9 protein-coding genes and 1 pseudogene are annotated in these 12230 nt (G+C 61.0%); 8 read left to right on the plus strand and 2 right to left on the minus strand.

All coding sequences use genetic code 11. The features are described 5' to 3' along the window. Positions 1–48: 48 nt before the first annotated feature. The 8 genes and pseudogenes from BCM27_RS00510 to BCM27_RS00545 form a co-directional block, all read left to right on the plus strand. Positions 49–1569, plus strand: a complete 1521-nt coding sequence (locus tag BCM27_RS00510) for a flavin-containing monooxygenase (protein ID WP_004021764.1) — start codon at positions 49–51, stop codon at positions 1567–1569. Positions 1570–1616: 47 nt separating this feature from the next. Beyond that, entirely contained in the window at positions 1617–2486 is an 870-nt protein-coding gene (locus BCM27_RS00515) for an SDR family NAD(P)-dependent oxidoreductase (protein ID WP_004021763.1), read from the plus strand. Beyond that, positions 2483–3556: a ferredoxin--NADP reductase gene (locus BCM27_RS00520; protein ID WP_004021762.1), complete on the plus strand. Its 1074-nt coding sequence runs from the start codon at positions 2483–2485 to the stop codon at positions 3554–3556. Before BCM27_RS00515 ends, BCM27_RS00520 begins: the two co-directional genes overlap by 4 nt. Then, complete coding sequence (locus BCM27_RS00525; protein ID WP_004021761.1) at positions 3546–4451, plus strand: alpha/beta fold hydrolase; 906 nt, start codon at positions 3546–3548, stop codon at positions 4449–4451. The genes BCM27_RS00520 and BCM27_RS00525 overlap by 11 nt, the downstream gene beginning before the upstream one ends. A gap of 85 nt (positions 4452–4536) precedes the next feature. Next, positions 4537–5289 carry a TetR/AcrR family transcriptional regulator gene (locus BCM27_RS00530; protein ID WP_004021760.1) on the plus strand — a complete coding sequence of 251 codons (753 nt, stop codon included), beginning with the start codon at positions 4537–4539 and terminating at the stop codon, positions 5287–5289. A 300-nt stretch (positions 5290–5589) separates the two neighbouring features. Then, positions 5590–6216, plus strand: coding sequence for a TetR/AcrR family transcriptional regulator (locus tag BCM27_RS00535; RefSeq protein ID WP_004021759.1), 627 nt, complete (start codon positions 5590–5592; stop codon positions 6214–6216). 86 nt (positions 6217–6302) lie between these two features. After that, a complete protein-coding gene (locus BCM27_RS00540) occupies positions 6303–9344 on the plus strand; it encodes an MMPL/RND family transporter (RefSeq protein WP_033206569.1) in 3042 nt (1013 codons plus the stop codon). A 243-nt stretch (positions 9345–9587) separates the two neighbouring features. Continuing rightward, a pseudogene (locus BCM27_RS00545) lies at positions 9588–10094 on the plus strand (transposase); the annotation flags it as partial. 56 nt (positions 10095–10150) lie between these two features. Here BCM27_RS00545 and istB read toward each other — a convergent pair. Together istB and istA are read right to left on the minus strand one after the other, a co-directional pair. Beyond that, entirely contained in the window at positions 10151–10915 is a 765-nt protein-coding gene (gene istB / locus BCM27_RS00550; RefSeq protein ID WP_004021756.1) for an IS21-like element helper ATPase IstB, read from the minus strand. 6 nt (positions 10916–10921) lie between these two features. Further along, entirely contained in the window at positions 10922–12220 is a 1299-nt protein-coding gene (gene istA, locus BCM27_RS00555; protein WP_165629285.1) for an IS21 family transposase, read from the minus strand. Positions 12221–12230: the final 10 nt, after the last annotated feature.

Consider the following 12230-nt stretch of genomic DNA (forward strand, 5'->3'; position numbering starts at 1 on the left):
GCAGGTGATGTGTTGTGCGATCCAACCTACGAGGGAGAAAGCATAAACATGGCATCATCGACTACCCGGCGCGCCTCGCGCGCAACCGCCAAGACGGATTCAACCAACGACCCGATTTCGACCAAGATTCTGATTATTGGAAGCGGGTTCTCTGGTCTCGGGATGGCCGCGCAGCTTAGACGTCGCGGGTATAGCGATTTTCTGATTCTGGAGAAGGCAAGCTCCGTCGGTGGGACCTGGCGCGACAATACCTATCCGGGCTGTGCATGTGACGTTCCGTCGCTGATGTACTCGTACTCATTCGAGAGTCGAGGTAGCTGGTCGAAGGTGTGGTCGTCACAGCCAGAAATTGAGCGGTATCTACAGGATGTCGCGGATAAGCGTGGCGTGACACAAAAGATTCATTTCGGTCAGAAGTTGGTTTCTGGATACTGGAGCGAGTCGGAGTCGCGGTGGCACCTGCGTACTGAGTCCGGACGTGAGTACATTGCTCAGTTCGTGGTGTCAGGAGTCGGTGCGCTGCATATCCCCAATTTTCCCGAAATTTCGGGGATTGAGGACTTTAAAGGCGAAGCGTTTCACTCCGCACAGTGGGATCATTCGGTGGATCTGGAGGGCAAGCGTGTCGCCGTGATCGGCACTGGTGCCAGCGCTATCCAGTTTGTACCTTTCGTGCAGAAGGAGGCCATGTCCCTCAAGGTCTTCCAGCGAACCCCTGCCTGGGTCCTACCCCGCAAGAATTTCTCCGTTCCGCCGGCCCTGCGGACTCTTCTGAGTAAACTCCCGATTGCACGTCGTATCGCCAGGTGGTCGGTGTACTGGGGTGCGGAGAGCCTGGCCTTCGGCCTCAACGGTCACTCTAACCTCATGCGGCCAATTGAAAAGGTCGCTCGGTGGAACATTGAACGCTCCATCTCTGATCCGGCATTGCGCAAGAAACTGACCCCGTCGTATCGTATCGGCTGTAAGCGGATTCTGGGGTCAAACGACTATTACCCGGCGCTTGCGGCACCTAACACCACTGTCATCAGCGATCGGATTGAGAAGGTGACCGCTGATTCCATCATTTCTTCAGACGGTGTCGAGCATCTCGTGGACGTTATAATTTATGCGACCGGTTTTCACGTGACTGATGGTTTCGATCAGCTCGCCCTGAAAGGTGCCACTGGCGAGGATCTCCCGTCCCACTGGCATCAGACGGGGATTAACACGCACCTGGGCATCACGACCGAGGGTTTTCCCAACCTGTTTTTCCTCCTCGGACCCAACACGGGCCTCGGCCACAACTCAGTGGTGTTCATGATCGAGCAACAGATCAAATACATCATGAAGGCCATCGACACAGTAGAAAGCCGAGGCGCTGAGAAGGTTGACGTACGCCCGTCCGTGCAAGAACAGTTCAACACCGACATCCAGCGGAAGCTGGCCAAGGGAGTGTGGACCAACGGCGGCTGCACGAGTTGGTATCTCGACTCGCAGGGCGTCAACCGGACCGTGTGGCCGGGCTTCACATGGCAGTACTGGCGCGCCACGAAAGATTTCGAGCCCGCCGAGTACGACATCGCCTGAGCCCGAACGCACGGAGAGACACGATTCGAAGAGATGGTGGGACGACGGTGAGCAGTTCTAATCGGCATGACTATACCGGCAAGGTGGCAGTGATCACCGGTGCCGCGTCAGGGATCGGTCGGTCTCTGGCACTCCAGTTGGCGGAGCGAGGTGCCGCACTGGCACTGTCCGACATTGATGAGATGCACTTGAAGGAGACTGCAGAACTTTGCCGCACCACGCATGGGGCAACGGTAACCGCCGCCGTACTAGACGTTGCGGACCGCGCTGCTTTTCAGGACTATGCCGACGGAGTGCGGTCAGAGTCGGGCCACGTCGACATGGTGTTCAACAACGCCGGCGTGGCCTTGGGCGTCGACGTGGTCGACATGAGCTGGGAAGACTTCGACTGGCTCATGGGCATCAACTTTGGCGGAGTCGTTAACGGGTCGAAGGCGTTTCTGCCTCACCTGATCGCGTCCGGGGACGGACATCTCATTAACACGTCGAGCGTCTTCGGCTTGATCGGAATCCCCAGCCAAAGCGCCTATAATGCCGCGAAATTCGGCGTCAGAGGCTTCACCGAGGCGCTCCGACAGGAGATGAAAATCAGTCGATACCCGGTCACAGTGACATGTGTGCACCCGGGGGGTGTAAAAACCAACATCGTCAACAATGCCCGAGGCGTTTCCGCCATGGGGGCAGACACCGCGACTGTCGCCTCGCTGTTCGACAGGATCGCACGAAGCACCCCGGATAAAGCAGCGGCGACAATCCTCAAAGGTATGGACAAGAAGAGAGCGCGAGTGCTGATCGGTGCGGACGCCCGCGGTTTCGACTTCGTGGCACGGGTGATCGGTCCCCGCTACCAGGACATCGCGGCGCCACTGACACGAGCGGGTTACGCGGTCGCACGTAGACAGGGGATCCTCAAGTGACCGTCGAACCCGATTCACGTCCGGCTGCCGCGGCGGCCCGCTCACGCACCTTAACCGTCTCGGAAGTGATCCAGGAAACGAAAGACTCCGTTACCATTTCGTTCGAAATCCCCGACGCCATGGTCGAGGAATTCAAGCATACCCCAGGGCAATTCATCACCGTCAAGATCCCATCTGATCGGACCGGTCATGTCGCACGGTGCTACTCATTGAGCAGCTCGCCTCACGTCGACGACTTCCGTCTCGAGATCGGCATCAAGCGGACCGAGAACGGTTACGCATCGAACTGGCTGTGCGATAACGCGATTACGGGAATGGAATTGACCGTCCTCCCGCCGTCAGGGCATTTCACGGCGAAGAATCTCGACGTTGATTTTCTATTCTTCGCAGGAGGAAGTGGGATCACTCCGGTCTTTTCGCTGATTAAGTCGGCACTTGTGTGCGGCGGGGGCGAGGTCACACTATTCTACGCGAACCGCGATGCCGAGTCGATCATGTACGGGGGGCAACTGACGCAGATCGTCTCCGAGTTTCCTGAGCGTTTCACCGTCTTCCATTGGTTGGAGTCGGCTATGGGTATTCCGACGCCTCAGAATGTCGAGTCCGCCATACGTGAGCACCGCGGTGCACAGATCTTCACCTGTGGTCCGGCGCCGTTCATGGATCTGGTGCAGAAGTCGGCGGAGGCCTGCGGTGTCGAGCACTCCTCGGTACATCGAGAAGTCTTCCAGTCACTGACCGGGGATCCGTTCGATACAGCCACGATGCGTCAGCTTGGTGACGACGACGGTGTGGCGACCGCTACGGTCTATCTGAATGGGCAGTCCATCACGACTGAGTGGCCGCGCAACACGCCGTTGCTCGACGTGCTACTGGCCCAAGGCCACAATGCCCCGTACTCCTGCCGAGAAGGAGCCTGCAGCGCGTGTGTATGCAAGCTGGTCGAGGGTGATGTAGAAATGGCCCAGAACCACATCCTCGTTGAGGGTGATGTTGCCGACGGTGAACGGCTCGCATGCCAGGCACTTCCGCTGACGGATTCTGTCACGGTGAGCTTCGATGACCTCTGAGTTTGCGAGTGCGTCGCGAGGATCGCGTGACCTCGAGGTCCTTTCCTCCGACGGGACCAAGTTGTTCGCTCAGGAATTCGGTCCGGGCCGGGATGCTCCGCTCCTAGTCTTTAGTCACGGCTGGGCTTGTCAGGGACGTTTCTGGCGTCCGCAGGTCGAGCAGTTCGCGGCGACGCATCGGGTGGTGGTCTACGACCAACGCGGACACGGGTTGAGCGACCGGGGCCGGGTACCGTTCTCGGCGAAGCTCTTGGCCGATGATATGGAGGCCGTAGTCCGGGCAGTGGCGACTCCCGCCGACAAGGCTGTCGTGGTCGGACACAGCATGGGAGGCATGTCCATCATGAGTTGGGCGGCTGAGTACCCCGCCTCGGTTTCGGAGCTGGCCCGCGGAGTAGTACTGGCAAGCACCGGGCCATCACAGTTGGTGGATCGGTCTACATTGCTCAAGGTTCCCCGACAGCTACGACCGAGACTTGAGCGGGCCTTCGCGGCCAGTCTTGCAGTCGCCGGACCCGAGATGCAGGGGACGCGTTTGTCTCGCCGCCTGATTCGTTACGGAACCCTGGGCCCGGGCGCGACTGCCGAGGTAGTCGACGAGTGCGCCGACATCGTGTTGCGATGCCCACCACAGGTGCGCGGGATGTGGGGTTCAGTGTTGGCGACAATCGACGTCAGTAAGGGGGTTGACTCGCTGGAGGTGCCGGCGACGGTCATCGTAGGTGATGCCGACAGACTGACCCCAGCGACCCATTCAGTGGATCTCGCAGCGCGCCTGGGTCGGAAGGGCGTTCTATTTGAATTCACTCTTCTTGACAAAGTCGGTCACATGTCCAACCTAGAGGCCGTCGAAGACTTCAATTCAGCCGTGGCCAGATTAGACAAATCCGCCTGACGCGGGTCTCGTCGACCCAACCCATGTTCACTGGCTAGTGCGTCACTGGCGCGACAAGTCAGCCATCCTGATAACGTAGGAGGTCATGTCTGTAGTCCGTCGCATCTCCGCGGCCCCGGTGAAAGTGCAGCGACGTGTGCGCGACGCTCGAAGCACGCGCTGGGACGACCACCGCGCCGTCGTCAAAGCTGAACTCGTCGATGCAGCGATACGCGCGATCGAAAAGTTCGGCGATGCCGTGAGCATGGACGATTTTGCGGAAGAGGCTGGTGCGTCGAAGCCTAAGCTCTACCGCCATTTCGGTGACAGGGCTGGGCTCTACTCCGCCGTGGCAGCCCGTCTGGGTTCTATGATGTGGGAGTCAGCGCAGTCAACTCTGCTCTCCGGACAGGCAGACAGCACCGTCGACGAACTTTTCCGTTCAGCGGTGTCCGCATACGTATCCTTGGTTGATGAACATCCAGCGGTCGTCCGTTTCCTCATGACGAACCACATGTTCCAGTACTCTGAGTCCGGCGAGGGTGGGGCCGCAGATCAGCTGAGATCGGCAATGGAGATTATTTCCGACGAGTTCGCTCGTGGCCTCCGAGAGGTCGATGCCGAGGAGTCCCCCGTCGCCGTAGCAGTAGCCTCCATTCTGGGGGCTGGCCTATCAGCGACCCAGTGGTGGATCGATCACGGTCGGCAGAATGGAATGAGCAGGGACATGTTTGCCGCGCACCTGTGCCAGACCTCGTGGGGGATCATAGACGGCGCTGCAGCCACAGTAGGCGTTCGATTCCATAGGGACAGGCCCTTAGGCGACCCTGGATTCGCCACTCGCCTCGACGCCGTCTGATCCCCTTCGTACGGGTGGTCCGCCCTGTGTCACGCACGCGGCAGAACTGCTCACACAAACGGAGCGCATTTCACAATCCTGACTGCTGGCTGTCATGGGGGATCATCCTTGGTCGCCGCTCATCTTAGTAGCGGAGCGCTACAGACGGTACTGTTGACGACAGTGCCACAGTCGTGGCGGCACTCATAAGGCCCCCCTCGAGCCTTCCATCGGTACCGCCACTGGCAGTTTCGTTCTGTTACCGACGGTATTGGTGTGCAGTCAGAGGTTCTTGATTTGGTTTCGTAGGGAGTGGCCAGGGTGGAAACCATCGATTTCGACGATGTTGACCCGAGGCGGGTTCGGTCGCGTCAGCGTTTGTTGGATGCTGCGGTGACCTTGCTGAACAGTGGCGGGGTCGAAGCCGTTACCGTGGAGGCGGTCACTCGACTGTCTCGTGTTGCTCGCACCACCTTGTATCGTCACTTCGAGAGCTCCACAGATCTGGTGGCGGCTGCCTTCGAGCGATTGTTGCCTCAGGCCGAGACCCCCGAGACGACGACGTCGATCCGTGATGACCTGCTGAAGCTGATGCAGCGGCAGGCTGAGCTTATTGAGCATGCACCGCTGCAGTTGACGACGCTGGCATGGTTGGCAATGCTTCCCGAGCAGCCCCGGCAATCCGGGCAATCCGACGGGGATCAGAACGCGCTCGCGCCACTGCGTCGTCGAGTCGTCGAGCAGTATCGAGAACCATTCGATCGAGTTTTGACGAGTGACGTGGCCACGGCTGAGCTCGACAACTTCGATTTGACCATGGCTGTCACCCAGCTCGCGGGCCCGCTGATCTTTGCCAAGCTCACGGGCATTCGGTCGATGACCGTTGGCGATCTCGAACAGCTTGTCGACGATTTCCTCATGGCCCACCGGCGACACCAAACCTCCTGACCTCCTTCCCCATCTACGGTACTGCTAGTACCGTAACGATACCGTCGGTTTCGTAGACGGGCTGGGTCGAGGGTGAGGTGCTGCATATGGTGGTCCAACGTCCAAGTGGTGGGCGCTTGGCGGCGCGCCGGTTGGCGGAACGCAGCGAGTACAGCACGACATTGGGGCGGTTGGCACGGTTCACCTTGGCGCACAGATTCCTCGTCATCGGGGCGTGGGTGGCTGTGGGTATCGTCTTGGCGATTCTGTTTCCCCAGCTGGAGACGGTGGTGCGGCAGCAGTCTGTTGATCCGATCCCTGCTGGGGTTCCATCGTTTCAAGCACTCGATCAGATGGGTGGTGCGTTCGGTGAGAAGGGCGCCAAGACCACTGTTTTCGTGACCATGGAGAACCCGAACGGGTTCACCGACGTGGCGCGGGAACGCTACGACATGCTCGTTCTGCAGCTGCGCGAAAATTTCGACGATGTGCAGTCAGTGCGGGATTTGCTTTCCGATCCGACGACGGCCGGCCAAGCCTTGAGTGAGGACGGGCAAGCCTGGTACCTGCCTGTCGGGGTCACCGGAACATTGGGAGGGCCAACGGCCACGCATGCTGTGGAGACCGTGCGCCAAACCGCGCAGCGCGTGTTTGACGGTACGGGCACCACTGTCCATGTCACCGGGCCGACAGCCACTTTCAGTGACCAGATCGTCAGTGCTGAAAGCGATTTAGTCGTGATCACTCTGGCGACGGTGGCGCTTATCGCGATCATTCTGTTGATCGTTTACCGATCGCTGTTCACCGCGCTGGTGCCGTTGTTGGTGATCGGTGTCAGCCTCGGCGTGGGCCGTGGCATCTTGTCCGCACTCGGCGAACTCGGTATGCCGGTATCGCAGTTCACCGTCGCGTTCATGACCGTCATCCTGCTCGGAGCCGGGGTCGACTACTCAGTCTTCTTCATCAGTCGCTATCACGAACGGCTACGCCAGGACGCCACCACCGAGGTTGCGCTCGTGGACGCGACAGCAACTATCGGACGGGTCATCCTGGCTTCAGCTGCCACGGTGGCGCTGGCCTTTTTGGCGATGGTCTTTGGTCAGCTGAGCGTGTTCTCCACCTTGGGTCCGGCATGCGCGATCGCCATCCTCATCGGATTCCTCGCCACGGTCACCCTGCTACCACCGGTGTTGCTGTGGGCGGCACGATTCGGCTGGGGCGCACCCAGGCGAGATCTGACCCGAAAGTACTGGAATCGCGTCGCCGTGCTCGTCGTGCGGCGTCCTGTGCCGCTGCTGGCACTAACCCTGGTCGGGCTAATCGTGCTTAGCGTCTTCGCGACGGGCATCCAGATCACCTTCGACGATCGTGAGGGGCAACCCGCGACAACCGACAGCAACGAAGGCTACGCGTTGCTCGACCGTCATTTCCCTCAAGACGTCACTATCACCGAGTTCCTCGTCGTAGATGCACCGATCGATCTCCGTACTGCCAGCGGGCTGGCCGATCTTGAGCAAATGGCCTCACGTGTATCCCAGATCCCCGGAGTGACTCGAGTCATCGGCGTTACCCGTCCCACCGGGGACAAGCTCGAGCAAGCCGAGCTGTCCTGGCAGAACGGCCAGATCGGGAACCGGCTGGCGGGTGCGGTCGACGATGGCCAGAACCGCCGCGGTGACCTCGAACAGCTCCGTACAGGCGCATTCCAACTCGCCGACGGGCTTACTCAGCTCGACACCCAGGTACGCACCAACTTGGCCCCCCTGGCCGGCATCCTCGATCAGGCAAGCACAGCCGGGCAGCAAATTCAGCAGTACCAGCCACTACTACGCCAACTCGCCGCATCTGCACCAGCGCTCGATCGCGCTTCTCAGAATGCCCCACAGCTGGCCGCGCTCACCCGCCAAACATCTGCAGCCCTGGCAACAGTGACCTCGATCCTGCCCATCCTCGATAATGCGCCCTGGTGCACCCAAGTCCCGCAGTGCGCAGCTCTGCGCGCGCAGACCCGCAATCTCGACGCCCTACTGAGCAACGGGACCCTCGACCAGATCGCCACGCTGTCAACACAACTCGCGCAGCTGGATACACCGATCTCAACAGTCACCGACCAACTCACTTCCACCGTCAACTCACTGGGCTCCACGCTGGGAAGCATCAGCAGCCAAGACCTTCCCGGCAAGCTCACCCAACTGCAAACAGGTATCAGTCAACTCGCGGCGGGATCACGCCAACTCGCCGCCGGTGTATCCGCGCTGATCGACAGCAACCTTCAACAACTCGCCGGGATGGCCGCGCTAGCCACACAACTACAAACCTCCGCCCGCGAGACCGCCGGAACAAACTCAGCAACCGGCTTCTACCTCCCACCTCAGGCCAACGCAGACCGCCGTTTCGTCGACGTCGCTCGCCAGTTCGTCTCGCCCGACGGCCATACCGTGCGCTACGCAATACAAACCAGCTTCGACCCCTACAGCACCGAGGCCATGCAACTGGCCGACACAATCACCGATGTCGCACTCGCCGCCAGACCGAACACAACCCTGCAGGACTCCAACATCGCGACAGCCGGGTTCCCCGCCATCAACGCCGATCTGCAACGTCTACTCACCGAAGACTTCCGACTCCTAGCGTTGGCCACCCTCACCATCGTCGGCCTGATCCTGATACTCCTACTCCGAGCACTCATCGCGCCGCTATACCTTCTGGGCACCGTCATACTCAACTACACCGCGGCACTGGGTATCGGCGTCCTGATCTTTCAACACATCCTCAAAACCGACATCGCCTGGCCCGTACCACTACTGGCCTTCATAGTCCTCGTCGCGGTCGGCGCCGACTACAACATGCTTCTCATCTCTCGCCTACGCGAAGAATCCCAAAACAACATCCGCATCGGCGTCCTGAGAACCGTCACCAACACCGGATCAGTCATCACCTCGGCCGGCCTCATCTTCGCTGCCAGCATGTTCGGACTCATGGCCGGATCCATCTCGATCATGACCCAGGTCGGACTCATCATCGGCATCGGCCTGCTGCTCGACACCTTCATCGTCCGCACCATCGTCGTGCCGACCATCGCCACACTTGTCGGCAGAGCAAGCTGGTGGCCGAGTACCCGAACCGACACGCATCCAGCGTCCCGCTAGTACGCACGCACGTGCCGAGATCTGACCGGCCCCGCCAGTCATCCAGCCATCGCGCCCACCTCATCGACTGACACCCGCTCGACGGTCGGCCGCGGCACCACACCCGACCCACGTGCGAGCGCCCCTCGCGTCGTTGACGCTGGTAGAACTCGCAGGAGGGCCCGTCGCGGCGTTGGGGACTGTCGCTGATTCGGTGTAAGTGGTTTTGATCGCCCCCGGCGTGGGGCAGGAGGAATCACGACGATGACCGACACAATCGGGGGCGTGGATGCCCCGGTGGCAGGGCCGGTTCAGACCGGTCAGGAACACGATGTCACCACCGCGGATGCGGTGCGTGAGCTCTCGAAGGCCGAGCAGGCTTTGGTGAGCGATCTGGTACGTAGCTCACGCGCTCAGGGAGTGGCTCTGACCGGTCCTGACGGGCTGCTCAAAGCGCTGACCAAGAGCGTGCTCGAAGCCGCGCTCGATGAAGAGATGACCGAACATCTTGGCTATGACAAACATGACGTGGCCGGCCGCAACACCGGCAATTCACGCAACGGCACGCGCACGAAACGGGTCCTGACCGACGCGTGCGGGCAGGTGCCCATCGAGGTGCCCCGCGACCGCAACGCCACCTTCGACCCGGTAATTGTCGGTAAGAGCAAACGTCGCGTCACCGATGTGGATCGGGTAGTGCTGTCGCTGTATGCCAAAGGCCTCACAACCGGCGAGATCTCAGCGCATTTCGCCGATGTCTACGGTGTCAACGGCGGCTGAAAACTGACCCCTTATCGACGGTTGAATTTTGACCCCCTTTGGTGTGGTTACTGGTCGGTGTTGACGAGTTCTCGTCGGGCTTTGGTGCGGTAGGAGTCGCCGTCGATAGCGATGACCTCGGCGTGATGGACGAGGCGGTCGATGAGTGCGGCGGCGACGACGTCGTCGGCGAAGACTTCGCCCCAACGGCCGAATGGCATGTTCGAGGTGATCAGAATCGAGCCTTGTTCGTAGCGACTGGCAATGAGTTGGAAGAACAGGTTGGCGGTGTCGGAGTCGAATGGGAGGTAGCCGATCTCGTCGATGATGATCAGTCGGTAGCGGCGGAGCCGTTTGAGTTCGGCGGCCAGGCGGCCGGTGGTGTGTGCCTCGGTCAGGCGGGTGGCCCATCCGGTGGCGGTGTCGAAGAGCACGGGGTAGGCGTTGTGTGCGGCTTTGATCCCGAGCGCGATCGCGAGGTGGGTTTTTCCCACCCCGGGTGGTCCGAGAAGGATCACGTTGTCGCTCTTGGCGATCCAGGTGCTGGTGGCCAGGTGGGCGATCACATCACGACGCAGTCCTGGAAGGTGGTCGAAGTTGAAGTCCTCGAGTGTTTTGACCGCAGGGAAGCGCGCGCCGCTGATCCGCAGCATGGTGCCGTTGGCTTCGCGTTCGCTGACCTGGCGGTCAAGAATCGCTGCGAGGTACTGCTCGTGGGTCCAGTTGTCGGTGCGGGCCCGCTCGGCCAATTCCGCCCAGCATCGGCGGATCGCTGGCATCTTCAACGCCCGCGCCGCGAACTCGATCTGTTTACCTGTTTGATTGTCGGACACAGTCTTTCACCTTTCAATGCTGGTGGATGTGGTGGGCGGGTGAGCTTGGGGCGGGGTGGCAAAGTTCACCCCGAACAGCTCGTCGTAGTCCGGTAACGCCCGGATCGGCACCTCGTGGCCATCAGGGTGGGCGCGGATGCGGGCGGCGTTTCGGGCCCGGTTGGCGAGGTCTTGGCGGCGGTAATCGCGGCGCAGTTCTTTGGCTGCTCGCACGTGCTGAGGGTCGGCGATGGTGACGTGGTTGGCCCAGCTGCGCGCGTGGTCGGCGACGGTGACCTCGCCGCAGAGGATGCGCACCTGCTGCAGGTCGGCAGTGATGTCGACGAACCGACCGATCACCGACGGGTGCACCGAATAGTCATTGCCGGCTACACGTACGTAGTAGTCGCGACCGAGTCGCACCCGGCTACTCAAGCCGATATGCGGTGCGGTCGGAGGTAGGCCGGTCATCTGCTCGAGGTCCTCGGCGAACACGTCACACGGGCGTCGATCACCGATCGCGCGCACCACTCGGGTGTTGGCATGATCGGCCAGCCACCGATCGAACTGGGCGGTGAAATCGGCCGGTGAGCTGAACTGGCGGCCCGGCAGGAACGAGCTCTCGAAGAACCGGTTGTTGCGTTCGACCATGCCCTTGTACTCGGGGTCTCGCGGTGGCGCCAGCTCCAGCCGCGTACCCAACGTGCCCACGAAGCCGGCCGCCAACGCGGTGGGTGTGCCCTTGGGGCCGATCGCGGCTTCGCGGTCCCACACCAGTTTGCGGGTCACCCCGCCCAGTTGCGACAGCAGCAGCCACATTCCCGTCAGGATGTCTCCGCCCTGGCGAGACGGGATCATCACCGCCGACCGGTACCGGGAGAACGCCAACGTCATCACCAACACCGGTAGCATGGCGAACTGATTGTGGCTCAGAGGGATTCGGTAGTCCGGAAACCACAAATCCCACTGTGAACAGCCGCCGGGCTGATAGATCACCCGATCGGCTGGATCTACCCCACGAAACTCTGGACGAATAGCCCGGACCCGGTCTTTGAGGACCGTCAACGACCTCGTCCACCCAACCCGCTCGGCGATCACCGTCGCCGGCATCGTCGGATACTCCCGCAGCAACGCCCGGATCTGCGGTTCGAACGCGTCGACCGCCGAGCCCGTCGCCGGCCGCGAGTACTTCGGCGCGGTATCCGAAGCCAACGCCGCACGAACGGTGTTGCGGGCCACCCCCAACCGGCGCGCGATCTCCCTGATCGGCACACCCTCACTGCGATGCAAACGGCGGATCTCTGCCCATTGCTCCACTGAAATCACCCTCCTAACA

The organism is Gordonia terrae (assembly GCF_001698225.1).
GTDB lineage: Bacteria > Actinomycetota > Actinomycetes > Mycobacteriales > Mycobacteriaceae > Gordonia > Gordonia terrae.

What these genes read in the sequence shown, in the direction of transcription:
- BCM27_RS00510 (WP_004021764.1), top strand. Translation starts at nt 49, where the DNA reads ATGGCATCATCGACTACCCGGCGCGCCTCGCGCGCAACCGCCAAGACG.
- BCM27_RS00525 (WP_004021761.1), top strand. Translation starts at nt 3,546, where the DNA reads ATGACCTCTGAGTTTGCGAGTGCGTCGCGAGGATCGCGTGACCTCGAG.
- BCM27_RS00540 (WP_033206569.1), top strand. Translation starts at nt 6,303, where the DNA reads ATGGTGGTCCAACGTCCAAGTGGTGGGCGCTTGGCGGCGCGCCGGTTG.
- BCM27_RS00530 (WP_004021760.1), top strand. Translation starts at nt 4,537, where the DNA reads ATGTCTGTAGTCCGTCGCATCTCCGCGGCCCCGGTGAAAGTGCAGCGA.